Origin of the sequence: Comamonas sp. JUb58 (genome assembly GCF_004364775.1) — a bacterium.
In the GTDB taxonomy this organism is placed as follows: Bacteria; Pseudomonadota; Gammaproteobacteria; order Burkholderiales; family Burkholderiaceae_C; genus Comamonas.
On record NZ_SOAL01000005.1, the window covers coordinates 1 to 21,772 of the forward strand.

The 21,772-nt window shown below is 63.8% G+C and carries 19 protein-coding genes and 1 pseudogene; 12 read left to right on the top strand and 8 right to left on the bottom strand.

Annotation, left to right across the window (positions count from 1 at the left end; translation table 11 throughout):
- The first annotated feature begins 467 nt into the window (after positions 1 to 467).
- Positions 468 to 2,378 (top strand): ATP-binding cassette domain-containing protein, encoded by a 1,911-nt coding sequence (locus tag EDF71_RS06215; protein ID WP_133855741.1) that lies wholly within the window; start codon positions 468 to 470, stop codon positions 2,376 to 2,378.
- A 31-nt stretch (positions 2,379 to 2,409) separates the two neighbouring features.
- Here EDF71_RS06215 and EDF71_RS06220 read toward each other — a convergent pair whose 3' ends face one another.
- The gene (locus tag EDF71_RS06220) at positions 2,410 to 3,876 is read right to left on the bottom strand and encodes a PLP-dependent aminotransferase family protein (protein WP_133855742.1); all 1,467 of its coding nucleotides are present in this window, start codon (positions 3,874 to 3,876) and stop codon (positions 2,410 to 2,412) included.
- A gap of 236 nt (positions 3,877 to 4,112) precedes the next feature.
- Here EDF71_RS06220 and EDF71_RS06225 point away from each other — a divergent pair, with 236 nt between their 5' ends.
- From EDF71_RS06225 to EDF71_RS06255, 7 genes are all read left to right on the top strand, one after another.
- Entirely contained in the window at positions 4,113 to 4,709 is a 597-nt protein-coding gene (locus tag EDF71_RS06225) for a LysE family translocator (RefSeq protein WP_133855947.1), read from the top strand.
- A 261-nt stretch (positions 4,710 to 4,970) separates the two neighbouring features.
- Entirely contained in the window at positions 4,971 to 6,158 is a 1,188-nt protein-coding gene (locus tag EDF71_RS06230) for a PLP-dependent aminotransferase family protein (protein WP_133855743.1), read from the top strand.
- A gap of 70 nt (positions 6,159 to 6,228) precedes the next feature.
- A complete protein-coding gene (locus EDF71_RS06235; protein WP_133855744.1) occupies positions 6,229 to 6,870 on the top strand; it encodes a glutathione S-transferase in 642 nt (213 codons plus the stop codon).
- Between the two features lie 77 nt (positions 6,871 to 6,947).
- On the top strand, positions 6,948 to 7,841 hold the full coding sequence (locus EDF71_RS06240) for a PhzF family phenazine biosynthesis protein (protein ID WP_133855745.1): 894 nt from the start codon (positions 6,948 to 6,950) through the stop codon (positions 7,839 to 7,841).
- Positions 7,842 to 7,863: 22 nt separating this feature from the next.
- Positions 7,864 to 8,802 carry a PhzF family phenazine biosynthesis protein gene (locus tag EDF71_RS06245; protein WP_133855746.1) on the top strand — a complete coding sequence of 313 codons (939 nt, stop codon included), beginning with the start codon at positions 7,864 to 7,866 and terminating at the stop codon, positions 8,800 to 8,802.
- Positions 8,799 to 9,491 carry a VOC family protein gene (locus tag EDF71_RS06250; RefSeq protein ID WP_243854197.1) on the top strand — a complete coding sequence of 231 codons (693 nt, stop codon included), beginning with the start codon at positions 8,799 to 8,801 and terminating at the stop codon, positions 9,489 to 9,491. The genes EDF71_RS06245 and EDF71_RS06250 overlap by 4 nt, the downstream gene beginning before the upstream one ends.
- A gap of 33 nt (positions 9,492 to 9,524) precedes the next feature.
- Positions 9,525 to 10,493, top strand: a complete 969-nt coding sequence (locus EDF71_RS06255) for a threonine dehydratase (protein ID WP_133855747.1) — start codon at positions 9,525 to 9,527, stop codon at positions 10,491 to 10,493.
- Positions 10,494 to 10,511: 18 nt separating this feature from the next.
- On the opposite strand, the gene EDF71_RS06260 is transcribed toward EDF71_RS06255, so the two are convergent.
- Positions 10,512 to 11,357, bottom strand: coding sequence for a creatininase family protein (locus EDF71_RS06260; protein ID WP_133855748.1), 846 nt, complete (start codon positions 11,355 to 11,357; stop codon positions 10,512 to 10,514).
- A gap of 69 nt (positions 11,358 to 11,426) precedes the next feature.
- Complete coding sequence (locus tag EDF71_RS06265) at positions 11,427 to 13,415, bottom strand: sigma-54-dependent Fis family transcriptional regulator (protein WP_133855749.1); 1,989 nt, start codon at positions 13,413 to 13,415, stop codon at positions 11,427 to 11,429.
- Between the two features lie 297 nt (positions 13,416 to 13,712).
- On the opposite strand from EDF71_RS06265, the gene EDF71_RS06270 reads away from it, so the two are divergent.
- From EDF71_RS06270 to EDF71_RS25275, 3 genes are all read left to right on the top strand, one after another.
- Entirely contained in the window at positions 13,713 to 15,233 is a 1,521-nt protein-coding gene (locus tag EDF71_RS06270; RefSeq protein ID WP_133855750.1) for an aldehyde dehydrogenase family protein, read from the top strand.
- Between the two features lie 137 nt (positions 15,234 to 15,370).
- Entirely contained in the window at positions 15,371 to 15,772 is a 402-nt protein-coding gene (locus tag EDF71_RS06275) for a DUF779 domain-containing protein (RefSeq protein ID WP_133855751.1), read from the top strand.
- Positions 15,773 to 15,943: 171 nt separating this feature from the next.
- Entirely contained in the window at positions 15,944 to 16,378 is a 435-nt protein-coding gene (locus EDF71_RS25275) for a polyhydroxyalkanoate granule-associated phasin (RefSeq protein WP_208301002.1), read from the top strand.
- Between the two features lie 34 nt (positions 16,379 to 16,412).
- On the opposite strand, the gene EDF71_RS24955 is transcribed toward EDF71_RS25275, so the two are convergent.
- The 3 genes and pseudogenes from EDF71_RS24955 to EDF71_RS06290 form a co-directional block, all read right to left on the bottom strand.
- Positions 16,413 to 17,627, bottom strand: a complete 1,215-nt coding sequence (locus EDF71_RS24955; protein WP_243854208.1) for a PIN domain-containing protein — start codon at positions 17,625 to 17,627, stop codon at positions 16,413 to 16,415.
- An 18-nt stretch (positions 17,628 to 17,645) separates the two neighbouring features.
- Positions 17,646 to 17,963: pseudogene (locus tag EDF71_RS25390) on the bottom strand (nucleotide pyrophosphohydrolase); the annotation flags it as partial.
- Positions 17,964 to 18,057: 94 nt separating this feature from the next.
- The gene (locus tag EDF71_RS06290) at positions 18,058 to 19,887 is read right to left on the bottom strand and encodes an ABC transporter ATP-binding protein/permease (protein ID WP_133855752.1); all 1,830 of its coding nucleotides are present in this window, start codon (positions 19,885 to 19,887) and stop codon (positions 18,058 to 18,060) included.
- A 41-nt stretch (positions 19,888 to 19,928) separates the two neighbouring features.
- Here EDF71_RS06290 and EDF71_RS06295 point away from each other — a divergent pair, with 41 nt between their 5' ends.
- Positions 19,929 to 20,342 (top strand): acyl-CoA thioesterase, encoded by a 414-nt coding sequence (locus EDF71_RS06295; protein ID WP_133855753.1) that lies wholly within the window; start codon positions 19,929 to 19,931, stop codon positions 20,340 to 20,342.
- 106 nt (positions 20,343 to 20,448) lie between these two features.
- On the opposite strand, the gene EDF71_RS06300 is transcribed toward EDF71_RS06295, so the two are convergent.
- Both EDF71_RS06300 and EDF71_RS06305 read right to left on the bottom strand, forming a co-directional pair.
- The gene (locus EDF71_RS06300; protein ID WP_133855754.1) at positions 20,449 to 21,069 is read right to left on the bottom strand and encodes a polymer-forming cytoskeletal protein; all 621 of its coding nucleotides are present in this window, start codon (positions 21,067 to 21,069) and stop codon (positions 20,449 to 20,451) included.
- 171 nt (positions 21,070 to 21,240) lie between these two features.
- Positions 21,241 to 21,702: a thioesterase family protein gene (locus EDF71_RS06305; protein ID WP_243854209.1), complete on the bottom strand. Its 462-nt coding sequence runs from the start codon at positions 21,700 to 21,702 to the stop codon at positions 21,241 to 21,243.
- Between the last annotated feature and the right edge of the window lie 70 nt (positions 21,703 to 21,772).

Genomic DNA, 21,772 nt, shown 5'->3' on the forward strand with positions numbered 1-21,772 from the left:
TGTTTAAAGTGAGCGCTTGTTTTGCTCCGAAGAACATATGGCAATCGCCACCAAACGCCCACGCTTATCGGCTGTTAATTTTTAAAGACCTAACCCAAGAGCATCAACCCTTAGATCCTCTTCGCCGCGATCAGCGAAGCCTTGTATTGTAGCACAGCTTTTTGAACTGTTTGACAAAGTTTTCAGCGTTTCCACCAGCCCTTTGTCAGCACCTCAAAAAAACAAACCTTGCGAACCGCCCTCTTTCGAGTCTGGCAGCTTTGCAAGGCATCGTGCTGTCGATAGACGCTATTGTATAGGCGTTTTCCCGGGGCGTCACGCAGTTGGCGAAAATTTCTGATTGAACAGCATCTGCATGACCTACAGATGACGATGCAAGACCATGGCAGCAGCAGATGCAGCGCCTACCGGCGCCGATCCCCCTGCAACCGGGCCGCCGTTGGCGCGCACCCGATAATGGCGCCAACATGGCATTGATTACCTTATTAGACGCGCAACTGGCCTTTGGCCACGTTGCCTTACTGGACCACGCAGACTTCGCCCTGGAGTCCCAGGAGCGGGTTGGCCTCATTGGCCGCAATGGCGCAGGCAAGTCCTCGCTGCTTAAGATTCTGGCCGGCATGGAGAAGGCCGATGACGGCAACCTCCAATTGCAGAACGGAATACGCATCGCCTATGTGGCCCAGGAACCCAACCTGAACCCGGAACACACGGTGTTTGAAGCAGCCTCCCATGGGATGGCTGCTGTCTCCGCTGTGCGTAACCGCTATTTTGCGGCCGAAGATGGCGAAGACCTGGATGCACTGCAGTCCCAGATCGAGGCCTTTGATGCCTGGAACTGGGAGCAGCGCGTGGAAGAGACCTTGCAGCGTCTGCACCTGAATCCGGAGGCGCTTGTCGGTAATCTGTCCGGCGGTGTGAAGAAGCGCGTGGCCCTGGCGCAGGCGCTGGTGCTGCGCCCCGATGTGCTGTTTCTTGATGAGCCCACCAACCACCTGGACCTGGACTCTATTGCCTGGCTGGAAGAGCTACTCAAGGAATTCAAGGGCAGCATCATCACTATTACCCATGATCGCTCCTTCCTGGATGCGGTGGCAACCCGCATCGTGGAGCTGGACCGTGGCCAGCTGCGCAGCTACCCCGGCAACTTTGCCCAGTACCTAGTGCAAAAGCAGGAGCAACTGGCGCAAGAGTCGGTGATCAACGCCAAGGCCGACAAGCTGTTGGCGCAGGAAGAGATCTGGATCCGCAAGGGCGTGGAGGCACGCCGCACCCGCAGCCAAAGCCGGATCGAGCGGCTCAAGGTGATGCGCAATGAACACGCGGCCCGCCGCACCGCCCAGGGCAGTGTCAAGATGGATATCGCGTCGGGCACCGGCAATGGCTACCAGGGCAAGATCGTTGCCGAGCTGACCGACGTCAGCAAGCGTTTTGGCGACCGGACCATTGTGCGCAACTTCAGCACCACGGTGCTGCGCGGCGACAAGATCGGCCTGCTCGGCCCTAACGGCGCCGGCAAGACCACCTTGCTGAAGATGATTCTGGGCGAGCTGGCCGCAGACAGCGGCACGATCCGCCAGGGCGCCAACCTGCAGGTGGCGTATTTTGACCAGATGCGCGATGCGATCAATCTGGATGCGACCCTGGAGGACTTCATCAGCCCGGGCAGCGAATGGATCGAGATCGGCAACCAGCGCAAGCATGTGAAAAGCTACCTGAGCGATTTCCTGTTCTCACCGGCGCGTGCGCACTCCCCTGTGCGCTCCTTGTCGGGGGGTGAGCGCAACCGCTTGCTGCTGGCCCGCTTGTTTGCCCGCCCCGCCAATGTACTGGTGCTGGACGAGCCGACCAATGACCTGGATATCGACACCCTGGACCTGCTGGAAGACTTGCTGCAGCAGTACGACGGCACCGTGTTCCTCGTCAGCCATGACCGGACCTTTATGGACAACGTGGTCACCAGCATCATCGCCGCCGAAGGCGATGGCGATTGGCGCGAATACGAAGGCTCGGTGCAGGACTGGCTGATCCAGTCGCGCCGTTCGCGCGAGATCGCCGAGCAGCGGGATGCCGCCCAGGCCAACAAAGTCGCCAAGGACACCAAGGCCGCCGCAGCGGCACCAGCGCCAGCAGTGGCCGCTGCGCCTGCTGCCCAACCCAAGCGCAAGCTCAGCTACAAGGACCAGCGCGATCTGGATTTGTTGCCCGCACGCATTGCGGAGTTGGAGACGGAGCAAAAGAGCATCCAGGCCAAGCTGGCCGATGGCAGCCTGTTCAGCAAGGACTATGGCCAGGCCATGCAGTTGCAGCAGCGCGATACGGTGATTGAAGGCGAACTGCTGGAAGCCCTGATGCGCTGGGAAGAGCTGTCCAGCTGATGCTGCACCACCGCGCTGCGCCCGCCCAGGCTCAGCGCGGCATAGGTTCGGCCTGCGGAAACTCGGCACGCACCCGCTGGTAAACGCGCCAGAAGCTCGGTTCCTGCGTGCAGGCATAGTTGATGCGCATCAGTGTGGACGGCTGGCGGCTGGCATGGAAGAGGCTGCCGGGCGCAATCAGGTAGTTCTCATCGAGCATGCGCTGGGCCAGCACCTCGGTATCCATGCCGGTATCCACCCAGCCGAACATGCCAGCGGGCTCGGTGACAAAACGGCAACCGGACTCCAGCGCCAGCGGCACGCTGTGCTTGCGCGCCTGCACCAGGTGGCTGCGCATGCGCTCGATATGGCGCCGCAGCTGGCCGTTTTCCATGCACAGCGCCATCGCGCGCTCCATCATCGCCGGGCTGGTCAGGGTCGACAGCAGCTTGGTGTCCAGCATGCGGTCCACCAGATCCGGCGGCGCCACCATATAGCCCACGCGCCAATTGGGCGCCAGGATCTTGGCAAAGCCGCTTACATAGATGCTGCGCTTGAGGCCATCGAGCACGCTGAGCCTTGTCGCATGCTCTGGCGCAATATGGCTGTAGGTGTCGTCTTCGACGATATAGAAATTGAAGGCCTGCGCCAGCTGCAGCACCTGATGGGCCGCTGCCGGGTGCAGGCTGTAGCTGGTGGGGTTGTGCAGCACGCTGACGCTGACATAGAGCTTGGGCGCATGGGTTTCGCAGTAATGGCGCATGACGGCCAGATCCGGACCATCGGGCCCGCGCGGCACCGGCAGCACCTGCATGCCCAGCGCTGCCAGCCGGGCAAACTCTACCGACCAACCGGGCTCCTCCACCATCACCGCATCGCCCGCCTTCAGCAAGGTGCGGCTGACAATGTCCAGGCCCTGGGTCGCGCCCATCGTGGTCATCACCTGCTCCATCCCCACCGGCAAGCCCAGTTCCTTGAGGCGATCGGTCAGCAGCGCGCGCAGCAGCTCATCGCCCATGGGCGCGCCGTAGCTCCAGTGCATGGCATGCAGCGCGTCCGATCCCACCACCTTGCGCAGCGCCGATTGCAGAAACTGGTTCTGCAGCCATTCGGGCGGGAACATGCCGGCCCCCGGCTGTGGATGGGTGGCCTTGTGCATCATCCCCCGGATCAGCGAGGTGGCATTGATGCGCGCTGAGGCGGCCGGTAGCGACAGCGACACCGCATCCTTCAAGGTCTTGTCCTTGGCCACCGGCGGCACGGCAGGCGAAGTGACCACGGCCTTGGCGACATAGTCGCGCACATAGAAGCCGCGCTGGCGGCGCGCCTCCACCAAGCCCTGGGCCTGCAGCAAGTCATAAGCGGCCACCACGGTATAGGGACTCACGCTTTGCTGGGCAGCGCAGGCCCGCACCGATGGCAGGCGCGCACCGGCTGGCAACAGGCGCGAGCGGATGCGTTCGGCAAAGCGCGCCGCCAGTTGCTCGGTCAGGGTATGGGTGGTGTCGCGGGTCAGCATGGCAATATAGGGCAGATGTACCGGTTTTGGCACCAATACAGTTCATGGTATTGATTTTCTGTCTGTACTGTAACTGTATTGTTATCAAAGCTACATTATTTGAGGCAAGCCTGCCCTGCAGGCCCAGACTGTCCCCGTTGCAACCGGCCCGCGCCTTCGCGCCACTGGAATGCAGCAGCGGCAGTGCATGATGGGCCTCCCCCAGGGCAGTGGATACGATCACCATGACAACGACAATGACCGCCGTAGAGTTCAGCGCATTTCTGGTTCTGGCCACGGCCATGAGCTTTACCCCCGGGCCCAATACGACGATGGCCGCAGCCATGGGCGCCAACTGGGGGCTCAAACCGGCGATGCGCTTTGTCTGGGGCGTGCCGATTGGCTGGGGCGCTTTGCTGCTGCTCTGCGCCAGCGGCGTGGGTGCGCTGGTGATGGCCGCGCCCTTCCTCAAAGGCGCCATCAAGGCGGTCGGCATTGTGTACCTGGTCTGGCTGGCCTACAAGCTCAGCCGCAGCGGCCAACTGGCCGAGACCAAGAACGGCCATCTGCTCGGTTTTTGGCAGGCCGTGGGCCTGCAGTTTGTCAACGTCAAGGCCTGGCTGTTGGCGCTGGCCATTGTCGCGGGCTGGATTGTCGGCTTTCAGGATGCCTTGGCGCGCCTGGCCATCGTGCTGCCGGTCATGCTGTTTTACGCCTTTGCCAGCAACTTTCTCTATGCCTCGGTCGGCGCCATGCTGCGCAGCTGGCTGGCCCAGGGCCAGCGTCTGCTCTGGTTCAACCGGACCATGGCGCTGATCCTGGTGCTGACGGCAATATGGATGATCAAGGCCTGAGCCTGCAGGTAACAAAGTCTGTGCCGCTGCCCACAAGCCCTCCACAAATCAGACAATCAAAGCCCCACCGGCAGGCCAGAGCACAGGCCTGCCCTCGCAAAGCAACATGCAGGCCAAAAGCCTGCCGGCAGTGGCCGCCCGCCGTGCGCAATCCCAGACGCCCGGCCCCTGCCAATACCCCAACCTACGGTGGCTCTGCGCTGCATCCACCCCGGCCAGGGCGCTGTCGCCCCGGTCGGTTGTCAAAGAGATGAGGAAATGATGACGAACTGGACCTTGGCCAAACGCGCCGCCAGCATGAACCCCTCGGTGATCCGCGAGATCCTGAAAGTGACCGAGAAGCCCGGCATCATCAGCCTGGCCGGTGGCTTGCCCTCCCCCAAGACCTTCCCGATCGCCGCCTTCAAGGAAGCGGCGGACAAGGTGCTGCTGCAAGACGGTGCCTCCGCGCTGCAATACGCTGCCAGCGAAGGCTATGCACCGTTGCGCGAGTTTGTCGCCAAGCAACTGCCCTGGGACGTCAGCCCCGACCAGGTACTGATCACCACCGGCTCCCAGCAGGGCCTGGATTTGATGGGCAAGATCCTGCTCGACGAGGGCAGCCGCCTGCTGGTGGAGACGCCAACCTATCTGGGCGCCCTGCAGGCCTTCTCACCCCAGCAGCCCCAGGTGGTGGGGGTGGACAGCGATGACCAGGGCGTGATCCCCGATGACCTGGCGCGCAAGGCCGGCGAAGGCGCAGACAAGGCGCGCATGGTCTACCTGCTGCCCAACTTCCAGAACCCCACCGGCCGCAGCATGGACGAGGCCCGCCGCCAGGCCGTGGTGGACCGCCTGGCCAGTTTGGGCATTCCGTTTCTAGAAGACAACCCCTACGGCGACCTCTGGTACGACCAGGCGCCCCCTGCCCCCCTGACGGCCCGCAACCCTGAAGGCGGCGTCTACCTGGGCTCCTTCTCCAAGGTGCTGGCACCCGGCCTGCGCCTGGGTTATGTGGTGGCGCCCAAGGCGGTCTACGCCAAGCTGCTGCAGGCCAAGCAGGCGGCCGATCTGCACACGCCCACCTTCAACCAGCGCATGGTGGCCGAGGTGGTGCAAAGCGGTTTTCTGGACCAGCATGTGCCCACCATCCGCGCGCTCTACAAAAAGCAGCGCGATGCGATGCTGGCCGCGCTGAGCTCGCACTTCGCCGACCTGGATGTGCAGTGGACCACGCCGACGGGCGGCATGTTCCTCTGGGTACGCATGCCCGAAGGCATTGATACGGTCGCCATGCTGCCCGCCGCCGTCGAGCGCAATGTGGCCTATGTGCCCGGCAGCGCCTTCTATGCCAGCCAGCCAGACAACCGCACCATGCGCCTGTCCTATGTGACGGCCTCGGAAGAGCAGATCCATATCGCCATCAAGGCGCTGGCCGATACCGTGCGGGCCACCTTGGCCGCCCGATAAGCCAGCTGGCCACACCACCACCACGCAGCCCGCCTGAGCGCGGGCCGCGCGCCAATTTCAAGGAAGACACATGCTGAAAATCTGGGGCCGCATCAGCTCGATCAATGTGCGCAAGGCCGTCTGGGCCGCGCAGGAAGTGGGCGTTGCCTTTGAGCGCATAGACACCGGCGGCAAGTTCGGTGGCACGCAGACGCCGGAATACCTGGCCCGCAACCCCAATGCGATGGTGCCGGCGATCGAAGAAGGCGAAGGCGCGATGCAGCTGACCCTGTTTGAATCCAATGTGATCGTGCGCTACCTCTGCGCCCGCTACTCGCCCGGCGTGCTCTACCCGGCAGCGCTGGCCCAGCGCTTTGATGCCGAGCGCTGGATGGACTGGCAGCAAACGACGATGAACCCCGCCGGGCGCGATGCCTTTATCCAGCTCATCCGCACCGCCCCCGAGCAGCGCGATGCGCAAAAGATCGCCGCTTCCATCACCGCGATGGAGCCCCTGCTGCAACTGCTGGACCGCCATCTGGCCAGCCATGCCTACCTGCAAGGCGCGCAGTTCGGCATGGCCGACATCCCCATCGCCTGCGAGGTGCACCGCTGGTGGAACCTGCCCGCCGCCGCCTACCAGCGGCCCCACTACCCGCATGTGGAACGCTGGTTTGCCGCGATCCTGGCCCGCCCTGCCAGCCGGGGCGTGCTGGATATCCGCATCGAATAAGCGCCGCCCAGCCCGCTCCCCGCAACGCGCCACCACGGCGCGCCCTGCTCAATTTTCCCTACCAAGACGCGCCCACCATGCAGCCACGCCGCTTTGCCCAGCTCGATGTATTTGCCGACCAGGCCCTGCAGGGCAATGCGCTCGCCGTGGTGCTCGATGGTGAAGGCATCAGCGATGCGGCAATGCTGGAATTTGCACGCTGGACCAACCTGTCCGAAACCACCTTTGTGCTGCCGCCCACGGCCGAGGGGGCCGCCGGTGGCGCCGACTACCGCTTGCGCATCTTCACCCCGGCAGGCGAGCTGGCCTTTGCCGGCCACCCCACGCTGGGCAGCTGCCAGGCCTGGCTCAACGCCGGCGGCAGGCCGCGCCAGGCGCAGCGGGTGGTACAGGAATGCGCCAAGGGCCTGGTCAGCATCCAACGCTCACCCTCTGCCAGCAGCATCGACCAGGAAGGCCTGGCTTTTGCCGCACCGCCACTGCAGCGCAGCGAGGTGCCGGCCAGTGTGCAGGCAGAGGTGCTGGCCGGATTGGCCTTGCAGGCCGAGGATCTGGTCGCCGCGCAGTGGCTGGACAATGGATCGCGCTGGATGGGTTTGCTGGTGCGCGATACCGATGTGTTGCCCCGTGCTCAGCCCAACGCGGCTGCGCTGCGGGCGCTGGGCGTCAAAGCCGGCCTCTGCGCCATCCACACACCCAGCAGCGGTGCGATGGCCGCAGAGCCCGTGCTGGAGGTGCGCGGCATCACCTTGACCGCCCACGGCATCGCCGAAGACCCGGCCACGGGCAGCCTCAATGCCAGCCTGGCCCAGTGGCTGGGCGCTGCCGGGCATATCGCCTTGCCATACCGCGCGCTGCAAGGGGCGGCCATCGGCCGCGCAGGCCGCATGCGTCTGGTGGCCGATGCGCAAGGCCAGGTCTGGGTGCAGGGCCAGGTGCACAGCGTGCTGACGGGCCAGGTCATTCTCTGAATACTGAAGAAAGGAAGTTCCCATGCGTACACGCGCCTTTATGCAGGTCGATGTGTTTTCCGAAACCGCCTACCGTGGCAACCCGCTGGCCGTGGTGCTGGACAGCGAAGGCCTGAGCGACGAAGCCATGCAGGCCTTTGCCCGCTGGACCAACCTGTCTGAAACCACCTTTTTGCTGCCACCCACGCCCGAGGGCCGCGCCCAGGGTGCGGACTACCGGGTGCGCATCTTCACCCCCGGCGGCGAGCTGCCTTTTGCCGGCCACCCCACCTTGGGCAGTTGCCATGCCTGGCTGGCAGCCGGCGGCCAGCCGCAGCAAGCCGGCCGCGTGGTACAGGAATGCGCCAAGGGCCTGGTGCCCTTGCAGCAGGACGCGCGCAGCGGCCGCCTGGCTTTTGCCGCCCCCTCGCTCAGCCGCAGCGAGATTGCGGATGCAGAACTCGCCCCAGTGCTGCAGGCCGCCGGCCTGCAAGCGGGCCAGGTGCTGGCCAGCCAAAAGCTCAACAACGGCCCCGTGTTCTGGGCCCTGCTGCTGGATGACCCGGACGCCGTCCTCGCGATGCAGCCGGATCTGACAGCCTTGCATGGCCTGGGCATGGAGCTGGCCGTGGCCGCACTGTACCCGCAAGCGGGCAAGTCGCTGATCGGCCGCGCCAGCCGCGAGGCACGTGCCTTTGACGGCGCCTCGGGCCAGGTCAGCCGCCCGCCTGAGGTTGATATCGAGGTGCGGGTCTGGTTCAACACCGGCGCCAGCCTCAGCGAAGACCCGATCACCGGCAGCCTCAATGCCAGCCTGGCCCAGTGGCTGCTGGCCGATGGCCATCTGCAGGCACCCTATGTCGCCAGCCAGGGCATCAACCTGGACCGCAGCGGCATCGTCAACATCGCGCAGGATGCCGCCGGCCAGGTCTGGGTCGGCGGCCATGTGTCCGCCGGCATCCAGGGCGAGGTCCTGCTGTGAGCCAGGCCGGACTGGACCACCTCGTCGTCATGGCGGCGAGCCTGGACGAAGGCCTGGCCTGGTGCGAGGCGACCTTGGGCGTGACGCCTGATGCAGGCGGCCAGCATGCCTTCATGGGCACCCACAACCGCCTGCTGCGCATCAGCAGCCCGGCCTTTGCGGCCAGCTACCTGGAGATCATCGCGATCGACCCGCAAGGCCAGGCGCCCAGCGGCCACCGCCGCTGGTTTGACATGGACGACAACGCGCTGCAGGCCCGGGTGCGCAGCCAGGGGCCGCAGCTGACCCACTGGGTCGCACGCGTCAAGGGCATCGCGCAGGCCACCGAGGCCTTGCGCGCGCTGGGCCATGGCGCCGGCACGCCCCAGGCCGCCAGCCGCCAAACGCCCCGGGGCCTGCTGGCCTGGCAGATTGGACTGCGCCCCGACGGCCAGCGCCTGCTGCAAGGCCTGCTGCCCACCTTGATTGAATGGGGGGACCGGCACCCGGAAGCCAGCATGGCGGACAAGGGCGTTGCACTGCAGCAGTTGCAGTTGCTGCACCCCGATGCCGATGCTCTGAAAACGGCACTGCAAGCGCTGGGCCTGGTTGGCAACCCGGCCTTGCAAGTGGCCCAGGCCAGCACGCCGGCGCTGGTCGCCGATTTGCACACGCCCAAGGGGCCGGTGCAGCTGCGCAGCCCTCTCTGACCCGCTCTTCAACGCACCTTCTTTTTCTGATCTATGCAAGCCATCTCCCTTCCCAGCCTCGCCGAGATTGAGGCCGCCTCCCGCATCGTCTACCGTGAGTTCCAGGCCACGCCGCAGTACCGCTGGCAGCTGCTGGGCGAACGCCTGGGGGCAGAGTGCTGGCTCAAGCACGAGAACCACACGCCGGTGGGCGCATTCAAGATCCGGGGCGGCCTGGCCTATTTTGCGCAGATGGCCGCGCGCGGCACCCTGCCCACCCAGGTGATCAGCGCCACGCGTGGCAACCATGGCCAGAGCATTGCCTGGGCCGCGCGCAGCCATGGCGTGCGCTGCACCATCGTCGTGCCCCATGGCAATTCGGTCGAGAAGAACATGGCGATGCGCTCGCTGGGCGCCGAGCTGATCGAGCACGGCGACGACTTCCAGTCCGCCCGCGAGCATGCGATTGCGCTGGCCGAGCAGACCGGCGCCCACATGGTGCCCAGCTACCACCCGGACCTGGTCAGCGGGGTCAGCACCTACTGGTGGGAGTTTTTGCGCGCCGTGCCGCATTTGCAGACCATCTATGTGCCGATTGGCCTGGGCTCGGGCGCCTGCGCTGCCGTGGCCGCCAAGCTGGCCTTGCAGCACCCGGTGCGCATTGTCGGGGTGATCAGCACCGGCGCCACCACCTACCGCGATTCCATCGCCGCCGGTGAAGTGGTCGAGGCGGTGGTCAGCACCGAGATTGCCGACGGCATGGCCGTGCGCCGTGCTGACCCGATGGCCCTGCCCGTGCTGCGCCAGCATCTGGACCACCTGGTAGCGGTCAGCGATGACGAGGTGCGCGAAGCCATGCGCTGTTTGTTCACCGACACCCACAATGTGGCCGAAGGCGCCGGTGCCGCTGCACTGGCCGCCGCGCTGCAGGAGCGTGAGTTGATCGCCGGCCAGACCATTGGCCTGGCGTTGACGGGTGGCAATGTGGATGCGGCCGTGTTCAGCCAGGTACTTGCCGGCTGATTCTGCGCCAGCAAGGCATCAGCGGGGTGCTACCGTCCACTCCAGCTGGTGGATCTCCTGCAGCAGCAAGGCCAGTTGCTGGGCCGCTGCCTCCACCACCGCACGGCCCTTGTCTGCCGTGGCGCCAGCGGCATTGCCAACGGCGCCGCAGGGGTTGTAGTCTTCCATCGCCCAGCCCATCTTGGCGCTCTTGCCATTGCCCACAATCGCAAAGCGCCGCGCCCGGTCTTGGGACGTGGAATGGAAACAGCCCGCCTGCGCCATATCCACCTGTGCCGGTGCAAGGTGCAGCATCATCGACGTCTCCACCTCGCCACCATGGATGCCAAAGCGGTGCTCCTCGGCGCTGAACAGACCCGTCACCTCGGCCGGCAACGGCAGACCGCCCCAGCTGCTGCTGTAGACCAGCATGCCATGGGCCATGCGCAGCTCGCGCGCGACGATATCCATCACCGCCACCTGCCCGCCATGGGTGTTGAACATCAGCAGCTTGCGGATGCCCGCCCGTGCCGCCGCCTGGCCCAGCGCGGTCCAGAGATCGATGATGAGCTTGGGCGGCAGGCTCAGGGTGCCGGGAAAGTTCAGGTGCTCGGTGCTGAGGCCAATGTTCTGCGCCGGCAGCACCAGCACCGGCACATCGGCCGGTAGCAGCGGCATGGCCGCCGCCACAATGCCTTGCAGCAAGGTGGCATCAACGGAGACCGGCAAATGCGGGCCATGCTGCTCCACCGCGCCCACCGGCAGCACTGCCACCGTGCTGGCCGCCAGGCCGCTGGTCTGCGCCTGGGCAAATTCGCGGGTGCTGATCTCTGCCCAGAATCGGGAAGACCAGGGGGCGACAGCAGCGTTTTCAGAGGCGGGCATGGGTATTCCAACAAACAGGCGGCACACCATGTGCCAGCGCAGCAGCTATCTTAGGCCATGCAGGCGATGCTAAGCAGCCTTGAGCCGGCGGTACAAGGTCTGCCGGCTGATGCCCAGCAGCTTGGCCGCCTGCGACACATTGCCCCGGCACTGCTGCAGCATCTGTGCAATGGCAGCGTGGGAGAGGGTTTTCAGATCGGTGGCGGGCAGGCTGGGCGGCTGCGCTTGCGCTGCCAAAGCGGCGACGGCCATCTGCGCGCCTTCGCGGTAGCGCAGCAGCTCCTGCGCCAGGTCGTCGGAGAGCTGTGACCAGCCAATGCTGTCTTCACCGGGCAGCAGCAGCGCCGATGCGGTCTGCAGTGCGTTGGCGTATTCGCGCAGGTTGCCGGGCCAGGGGTAGTGCGCCATCGCAAAGGCCAGGTCGGGGTGCAGCCGCACTGCTTGGCCGGGGTTGAACTGGTCCAGCAAGCGGCGGGTGATGGCCTCGCGGTCGCTGCGCTCGCGCAGCGCGGGCAACTGCAAGGCCAGGCCATTGATACGGTAGAACAGATCGGCCCGAAAGCGCCCTTGCGCCACCGCCTCGCGCAGCTGGTGGTGGGTGGCGCAGACCAGTGCAAAGTCCAGCTGCTGGGCCTTGCCGCCCCCCAGCGGGGTGATGCTGCGCTCCTGCAGCACGCGCAGCAAACGGGTTTGCAGCGCCAGCGGCATATCGCCAATTTCGTCGAGGAACAAGGTGCCGCCCTGGGCCTCGCGCAGACGGCCAAGCTGGCCATCGCGCCGGGCGCCGGTGAAAGCTCCTGATTCATACCCAAACAGCTCGGCCTCGATCAAATGCTCTGGAATCGCCGCACAGTTGATGGCCACAAAGGGCCCGGCATGGCGCGCGCTGCTGTCGTGCAGCGCGCGGGCAAACAGCTCCTTGCCCACGCCCGATTCGCCCTGCACCAGCAAGGCAATGCCCTTGCCCAGGGTGCGCCGGCCACGCTCTGCAGCTGCGCGCCAGGCCAGGTCGCCTGTGTCCAGCTGGGCCAGCGCATCGGGCGCCGGCTGCTGGGGCATGGCCGCCAGCGGTGCCCGGCCAGCGCGATCGCTGGGCAATGCCGCTTGCGTAGCGGCGGTGGATGTGGCTTGCGCCCCGGCAGGCATTACCAGGCGGGCAAACACGCTGCGGCCGGTGTGCAGGGCCGCCAGATGCAGGCGCTCGGTGTGGGTATGGCCCCGGGCCAGCCAATCGCGCAGCGGCATGGCGCTGATGTCGTCCCAGTGCAGATGGCCCCAGTCGGCGGCGGCAATCTTGAGGCTTTGCATGGCCGCGCGGTTGCCGCCCAGCAGCAAGCCATCCGGCGCCAGCGCCAGAATGCCCTCGGCAGCGGTGCCCACCCCTTCGGCCTGGGTGTGGAAATGCATGCGCCAATCGCGCTGGTGGCGCGCCAGCAGCCAGCGGTTTTCGATCATGCGGGCAGCAGTGGTGGCCAGCCCCAGGGTATGGGCCTGGGCCAGGCGTTGGTCGCCGGAGATATCGAGCACGCCCAGCAGCTGGCCCTGGGCACTGAAGATGGGCGAGGCCGCGCAGTTCAAAAAGCTGTTGGCTTCCAGAAAGTGCTCGGCGCCTTCGACGCGCAGCGGTGTGGCCTCTACCAGCGCCGTGCCGATCGCATTGGTGCCGCGCGCCTCCTCGGTCCAGATCGCGCCACTGCGCAGCGCCACCCGTTCGGCCTTGTTCAGAAATGGGGCATCGCCCAAGGTGTGCAGCAAGGTGCTTTGGGCATTGGCCAGGATGACCATGCTGTGGCTGTCCTGGATCTGCTCGAACACATAGTCCATCACCGGCCGGGCAATGGCGAGCAGGTCTTCACTGCGCGTGAGCACCTGGCGCATTTCGGAGCCCGTCAGCGGATCGCCGCCAGAGACACGGCCCACGGGCTGCACCCCCGCGCGCAGGCTGCGCTGCCAGGAGCTGGCAATGCGCGCCTGCACGGCCCCGGGCGGGCATTCACCATGTGCCAACAAATGCACCCGTGCCTGACGCAGCACCTGGGAGGTGATCTGGGGATCCATGTTGTCTCCTTGCAAGCCTGTCTGCGCAGGCCCATGGGGACAGTATAGGAAAGCGGCCGCGCCGGGTTGCGGCGAATAGCCATGACGCTGTCCGACTGTTCCAGATTGGAACACCTGCACTGTCCAGCGCTGTTCCAGCCCCTGTCATCGTCCGCCATCAGACTGATAAAAATCAATCACTTGGCCTGCTTTTCGCGCTGGCATGCATCTTGATAGGTCTGCTGTGACTCGCACCTTCAGCGGCTATGCCAGCGGCGCGAATCAGCTTGAGACATCCAATTTCCAAGGAGACAAACCATGCATTACGCATTTCCCGGCCAATCGGGCGCCAAGATCAGCTACAAGAAGCAGTACAACAACTTCATTGGCGGCCAGTGGAAGGCGCCAGTCAAGGGCCAGTACTTTGATGTGATCTCGCCGATCAACGGCCAGGTCTATACGCAGGCCGCACGCTCCACCTCCGAAGACGTGGAACTGGCGCTGGATGCCGCCCATGCCGCGGCAGATGCCTGGGGCAAGAAGTCGGCCACCGAGCGCTCCAATGTGCTGCTGCAGATTGCCGACCGCATCGACGCGAATACCGAGCTGCTGGCCTATGCCGAAACCGTGGACAACGGCAAGGCGATCCGCGAGACGCTCAATGCCGACATTCCGCTGTCGGCCGACCACTTCCGCTACTTTGCCGGCGCATTGCGGGCGCAGGAAGGTGGCATCAGCGAGATCGACAGCACGACCGTGGCCTACCACTACCACGAGCCCCTGGGCGTCGTTGGCCAGATCATTCCCTGGAACTTCCCGATTCTGATGGCCGCCTGGAAGCTGGCCCCCGCCATTGCCGCCGGCAACTGCGTGGTGCTCAAGCCCGCAGAATCCACCCCCATCAGCCTGCTGATCCTTATCGAGCTGATCGAAGACCTGCTGCCCGCTGGCGTGCTCAACGTGGTCAACGGCTATGGACGTGAGGCCGGCATGCCGCTGGCCAACAGCAAGCGCATCGCCAAGATTGCCTTTACCGGCTCGACCAGCACCGGCCGCGTCATCGCCCAGGCTGCCGCCAACAACCTGATCCCCGCCACCCTGGAGCTGGGTGGCAAGTCGCCCAATGTGTTCTTTGCCGATGTGATGGACCATGACGATGCCTTCCTCGACAAGGCCATCGAAGGCCTGGTGCTGTTCGCCTTCAACCAGGGCGAGGTCTGCACCTGCCCCAGCCGCGCGCTGATCCATGAATCCATCTATGACCGCTTCATGGAAAAAGTGCTCAAGCGCATTGCCGCCATCAAGCACGGCAACCCGCTGGACACCGACAGCATGATGGGTGCACAGGCCAGCAAGGAGCAGCTGATCAAGATCAGCAGCTACCTGGACCTGGGCCGCCAGGAAGGCGCCGAGGTGCTGATTGGCGGAGCAGAAGCCAAGCTGGGCGGTGATCTGGAAGGCGGCTACTACGTGCAGCCCACGGTGTTCAAGGGCCACAACAAGATGCGCATCTTCCAGGAAGAGATCTTTGGCCCGGTGCTGGCCGTGACCACCTTCAAGACCGAAGAAGAAGCGCTGGAGCTGGCCAACGACACCTTGTACGGCCTGGGCGCTGGCGTCTGGACGCGCAACGGCAACCTGGCCTACCGCATGGGCCGCGCCATCAAGGCGGGCCGCGTGTGGACCAACTGCTACCACCACTACCCTGCCCACGCCGCCTTTGGCGGTTACAAGGAATCGGGCATCGGCCGTGAGAACCACAAGATGATGCTGGACCACTACCAGCAGACCAAGAATCTGTTGGTGTCCTACTCCGAAAACAAGCTGGGCTTCTTCTAATAGAACCGTGTGCTGGGCGGTGTGCCCGGCCCCCACTGCAGCCGCAGCGGGAGCCGGGGCCACGCACGCCGCCTGTGCAACACCCCCATCTCGGCAGGCATGGCAAGGCCTCGCCTGCCCTCACCGGAGACAGCACGATGACTGTGGAAAAAGTGGTGGCCACCCCGGCCGCGCAAGCGCTGATTGCCTTGCTCAAAGACAAGCATGGCCCTGGCCTGATGTTTCACCAATCGGGCGGCTGCTGCGACAACAGCGCAGCCAACTGCTATCTGCTGGGCGAGCTGACCATTGGCCAGGGTGATGTCTACCTGGGCGATATCGGCGGCTGTCCGTTTTACATGAGCACCTCCCAGTATGCGTACTGGAAGCACACCCAGCTCATCATCGATGTGATCGACACCCACGGCGGCGGCACCTTCTCGCTCGAAGGCCCCGAGGGCAAGGCCTTCCATACGCGTTCGCGGGTGTTCAGTGATGCCGAGCTGGCGGCGCTGGCGCAACAGGATGCGCAGGGCATTGCAAACAATGCGCCGTCCTAGCCCCTTACAAGCCCCAGGACTACCGCACAATCTTGGTGCAAAAATTTAAATTATCTCAATAAATCAACAATCTAATTAAAGACCATGGACGCAGCTAGGTGAAATTGTTGCAATGCAGCATTCTTCATTCCTTTCTACAATTTCCCCAGTACCAACTCCGCTGTGGATGCCATGAACGCCCAACACAAAACCCAAGCCAAGGTCCAGAATCTGGCCCACAAAAGCCTGGAGCTCAGCCTGGCTGCCCCCCAGGTGGTTGCGCAGCGCGTGGGCCGCATGATGCTCGCGGGCACCCATCCCTCCGCCCGCGACCAGCAGGAGTTCTACCGCATGGGCAGTGAAAAGGTGGCGGCCTTTTACGAGTCCTGGATGGGCATGTGGGCGCAGGCCTGTACCTCCTACTGGCAGACCGCTGCCAGCATGTACACCACACCGATGCTGAACGCCAACAGCAGCCCGCTGGCTGCCTTTGGCGTGGGCAAGGCCACCTCCCGCATGGTGACGCAGCAGGTACAGGCAGTGACCGATGTGCTCAATGCCGGTATCTCTCCCGTGCATGCCAAGGCCGTGCGCAATGCCAAGCGGCTGTCGCGCATTAAGCGCTAAGCCCGCCCCAGCTTCATTCCTGCTCCTGTTTGCGCTACTTCGCTGGCGGCGTTGATGCTGAAACCTGCGATTTTTTAGCGCCGCTTTTTTTCGCAACTTTTTTGGGCGCAGCTTTCGCGGGCGGCTTTTTAAGCGCTGGTTTAGCAACCGTCTTTTTAGCCGCCACTTTCTTCAGCGCCTGCTTTTTTGGCACCTGCTTTGGCTGGCTTTCTGCAGGCGTCGGATTCGCTTTCTTTCTAGCCGCTTCCAGCCTGGGAAATCGCACCCGCTTGCCCTCAGGCAGGCATTGCACATCCTGACGGCGGATCAATTCGGAGAAGACCTGTTGTGTCAGGTCAGGCACCTGTTCTTGCTGTCTAATGACCGTCCGAATCGTCTTTAGCAAGGCGGCTTGTGTACCTGGCAGGTGTGCATGCATCTTCTGCAGTGCGGTGGCGACCCGTTTGGCACCAGCGGCAACCAGCGCGGGCACCGATATCGCAGGGGATATCGCAGCCTTGGCGGGAGCTGCTGCTACTGGCTGGACAGACTCTTTAGCGATCACTTTTCCAACTGCACTGACAGCCCCTGCATTGCCATCACCGCAGGACGCGACAACGGCGGGACGCCCCAACTCTGGGCACGCCATGAGCTCCAGACCCTGGAGCTTGATTCGCAATTGCGCCAAAGCGCAGGCACGTTGGGCGAGTTCGGCTTTGGCGGGAATAGACTCCCCGATCAAGCGGAAAGCGGCGGCATACATGTCTTCAGCGGACCATGGCTGGCCCGAGGCTCCACTATTTCTGCGGTGCTTGATGAGACGCCAAGCTATCTGCGCGGCGCTAGGAGGCAAGGGCGTAAGGGCAGCGGGCGACTTTTTTACCGGGGCAGTTTTCATCGAAGCCACAGGTGCCGCCTTGCGGTAATCGCTGCGCCGCACGGCGAAGTCCAGCAGCCTCGCATGCTCCACCATCGCGTCATAGCCCTTGTCATTGGAGACGATCACGAACTCATCGCCCTTTCGGCTCGACGAGAGATAGCCGGCATAAAAGCAAAGCTGAAAATCCAGCGCATTCTTGCCGGATCCGGAGCGCGGAACCGTCACGACCCGCTCGTCATCAAAGCACTCGATATGACTGCTGGTATTGACCTTCTGGAAAGGGCCATGGAGCAACCAGACATGGCTGGCCTCGGGCACCAAGGCCTTCAGTGCTTGGCCTTCTGGCTGCACGTTCTCCCAGTCAACCAGCAAATGCACGCGCTTGCCCACTGGTTGCCTCTCCTTATGCGGGTGCTTGGCGGGGTGTTTTTGGGCATTTTTTTGCAGCTTGGCTTCCACCGCCTCTTCAATATTCACCTGCGTGTGGTCTGCCAACTGCAGCAGATACAGCAGCACGTCGGCGATTTCATCGGCCACACGCTCTTTCTGGACAGGGTCGCGCGTAAGACCGCGCGACTCGGTCAGGGTGCTCCACTGGAACAACTCCATCAGCTCTGCCGTCTCCACCATCAGCGCCATCGCTAGGTTCTTGGGCGCATGGTAGGGCTGCCAGTCGCGGGCGGCAGCAAAGTGGCGCAAACGCTCTTGCAAGGCGGATATGTCCATGGAGACCCCTTTATTCTGATCGCTGCCTTTGCTTGAATCGACTCCGATCCTGGTACAAAAACCTTAGCACCCCACTATCGCAAGCAGCGACCAATTATGGTGTTTGCTTATCCGTGCGCTGCAATGCCCACATGCTCGCATAGCGCGCGCCCAGCGCCAGCAGCTGCGCATGGGTGCCGCGCTCCACAATGCGGCCGGCGTCCATCACCAAAATCTCATGCGCATCCACCACGGTGGAAAGGCGGTGGGCGATCACCAAGGTGGTCTTGCCCTGCGCGGCCTTTTGCAGTTCCTGCTGAATGGCGCGCTCGTTGGCCGAGTCCAGCGCCGAGGTCGCCTCGTCAAAAATGAGGATGGGCGGGTTCTTCAGCAAGGTGCGGGCAATCGCCACGCGCTGCTTTTCACCCCCTGACAATTTGAGCCCCCGCTCGCCCACACGGGTGGCATAGCCTTCGGGCGAAGCGGCAATCATCGCGTGGATGCGCGCCGCCTGCGCGGCCTGCACGATCTCTTCTTGCGAGGCGCCGGGCCGGCCATAGGCGATGTTGTAGGCGACGGTGTCGTTGAACAGCACGGTGTCCTGCGGCACGATGCCGATGGCGCGGCGCAGGCTGTCCTGGGTCAGATCGCGGATGTCTTGGCCGGCAATGCGGATCGCGCCCGACTGCACATCGTAGAAGCGGAAGATCAGCCGCGCCAAGGTGGATTTGCCAGCACCCGAGGGGCCTACCACGGCGACGGTCTTGCCCGCAGGCACGACAAAGCTCAGGCCCTGCAGAATGGGGCGGTCCGGGTGGTAGGCAAAATGCACATCGTCAAAGCGCAGCTCGGGCTCGGCCTGCAGCGCCAGCGGCTGGGCGGTTGGGGCATCGGCCACCTCGCGCTGCTGGTCCATCAGCACAAACATGCGGTCCAGGTCGGTCAGGCTCTGCTTGATCTCGCGGTACAAGGTGCCCAGGAAATTGAGCGGGATATAGAGCTGGATCATGAAGGCATTGATCATCACCAGATCGCCCAGGCTCAGCCGGCCATCGACCACGCCCTGGGTGGCGCGCCAGAGCATGGCCACCAAGGCCACCGCAATGATCAGCTGCTGGCCGCTGTTGAGCAGGCTCAGGCTGCTTTGGCTCTTGAGGCGGGAGCGGCGCAGCTTTTCCAGATCCCCGTCATAACGCTGGGCTTCAAAGGCTTCGTTGTTGAAGTACTTCACCGTCTCGTAGTTCAGCAGCGAGTCGATGGCCTTGCTGTGCGCCGCGGAGTCGATCAGGTTGGCCTCGCGCCGAAAGTGCGTGCGCCACTGGGTGACCACGACGGTGAAGGTGATGTAGACCGTGAGCGCCACGATGGTGATGATGGCGAACCAGATATCGAACTGCACGGCCAGAATGCCCAGCACCAGCGCCAGCTCGATCAAGGTGGGCACGATACTGTAGAGCGAGTACGAGATGAGCGACTCAACGCCTTTGACGCCGCGCTCGATATCGCGGGTCATGCCGCCGGTCTGGCGCTCCAGGTGAAAGCGCAGGCTCATCGCATGCAGATGCTCAAAGGTCTGCAGCGCAATTGCACGCGCAGCGCCCTGCGTGGCCTTGGAGAACACCAGCTCGCGCAGCTCGCCAAATACCGAGGTCAGCAGCCGCAGCCCGCCATAGGCCAGCAGCAGGCCCATCGGCACCACCAGCAAGGCCTGCGGGTTGCCAGGGCGGATGTCGAGCGCATCGACTACATGCTTGAGCAGCACCGGCACGCCGACATTGGCGACCTTGGCCCCCACCATCAGCACCAGGGCGGCCAGCACCCGCCACTTGTAGGTCCAGAGATAGGGCAGCAGGCGCTTCAAGGTACGTCCGTCGCCAGCGGTCAGAGTTTTCCCATCACTAGGGGTAGGGCTTGTGGCGGCAGGCGCCTCGGCATAACGTCGCATCGGAGACAATTGTGGGTTTGTTATAGACCTCCATTGTGACCATGAATACCCCACGCACCGCATCCAACGAGCTACCCCAGGACAAAGAGCTGGTTTTGCGCGTTGTTCCCATGCCTGCTGACTGCAATGCCAACGGCGATATCTTTGGCGGCTGGGTGATGTCGCAGGTGGATCTGGGCGGCTCGGTGCTGCCGCTGCGCCATTCGCGCGGCCGCACTGTCACCGTGGCGGTGAATGAATTCATCTTCAAGCAGCCGGTGCGTGTCGGCGACATCCTGTCGTTCTACGCCAAGCTGGTGCGCGTGGGCACCACGTCGATGACGGTCCAGGTGGAGGTATTTGCCGAGCGCCTTTCCAAGCAAGGCCAGTTCTTCAAGGTGACCGAGGCGACCTTGACCTATGTCGCCATCGATGAGGAAGGCCATCCCCGCACCGTGCCGCCGCTGCCGGTCTGATCGGACACTGGCCAAAAGCTACCGGCCTATAAACACCAAAGCCGCTGCAACGCAAACCTGCGCTGCAGCGGCTTTTTCACAAGCGGGAGGCCGGGGGCCTCAGCGATCAGGCCAGGCTTTCGGCCGGCTTTTCCGTCTTGGTGGTCGTGGTGCTGGCGGCCAGGGGCTTGCGCGTGCTGTTGGAGCACTCGATCTCGCCGGTCAGCTGGCCGCCTTCTTCGATGATGACCTTGCCGTAGCGGATCTTGCCGTGTACACGGCCGCTGCCAAAAATGACCAGCTTGTCGCGCACGGTCAGGTTGCCTTCGAATTCGCCATGGATCTCGGCGATGTCGATCTCGGCAGAGCCACGGAATGCACCTTCAGCGGCGATCTGGATCACGCGGGAATCCATCGTGGCCTCAACCGTGCCTTCCACCACCAAGGTGTCGCAATCGGTGATCTCGACGCCCTTGAGCTTGATATTGGGGCCAACAGTCAGTTTGCTGCCGGTGCCGGGAGTGGTGTCAGGGGTCACGGTGCTGGTATAGGAAGAGGTAGGAGAAGGGTTGCTGGACTCTTCGGCCTTGTGGCCGCTCAGGTTGCCGCCGAGCACGGAGCTCGCAGAGCCGGCTGCGGTGCTGGGCAAGGTGCTGCCCGATGAACTGGAGGCATTGCCTCCCATGAACTTGGAGGCGGAAGCGTCATTGTCACGGCGCCCGCCGAAAAAAGGGTTTTGTACAGCCATCGGTTCTCCTTGTGAAAAGCTTCTACATGCTATTCAATTTATAGCTGAGGTGTTCACATAATTTGACACTAGTGGTAACAGCAGGCAACTATGGCGGCCTTTCCTATCAATACTTTCATGAGTCGGACAAATCTCACATTTCCCAACATCCGACCTGCCCGCCAGCCCGCATCAGGACACGATGTAGGCCGCTGTGGCGGTGGCCAGCACCTGGCCACTGCTGTCGCAAAAATCCGAGCGCGTGGTGGCCACGCGCGAGCCCAGCCGCAGCACGCGGGCCTGCAGTGCAAAGGGGCCATGCGTGCCGGGGCGCAGGTAGTCCACCCGCAAATCAATGGTGCCCAGTTTGGCAAAACGCATCAGGCGCTGCATCACCGGCTCCCCCGCATGTTTGGCGCCAGAGGCCGCCATCACCGCGATGCCGCCCAGCGCATCCAGACTGGCACTGATGACGCCACCATGCACGCGCTGCAGGCCAAAGTGGCCGATCAGCTCATTGCGCATCTCCAGGCTGGCCCAGACCGCATCGTCCTGCACAGCCTGGAGCTTGAGCCCCAGCAGCTTGTTGAAGACGATGCGCTCTTCAAAGATATCGCGCAGGCCTTCAACATAGGCGTTATCCAGACCCTGCATAGAGACATAGGCTGGTGCTTCAAGGTGCGGCGTAGGCAAGGTGGCGGTGCTCATCCACCGCAGTATGCAG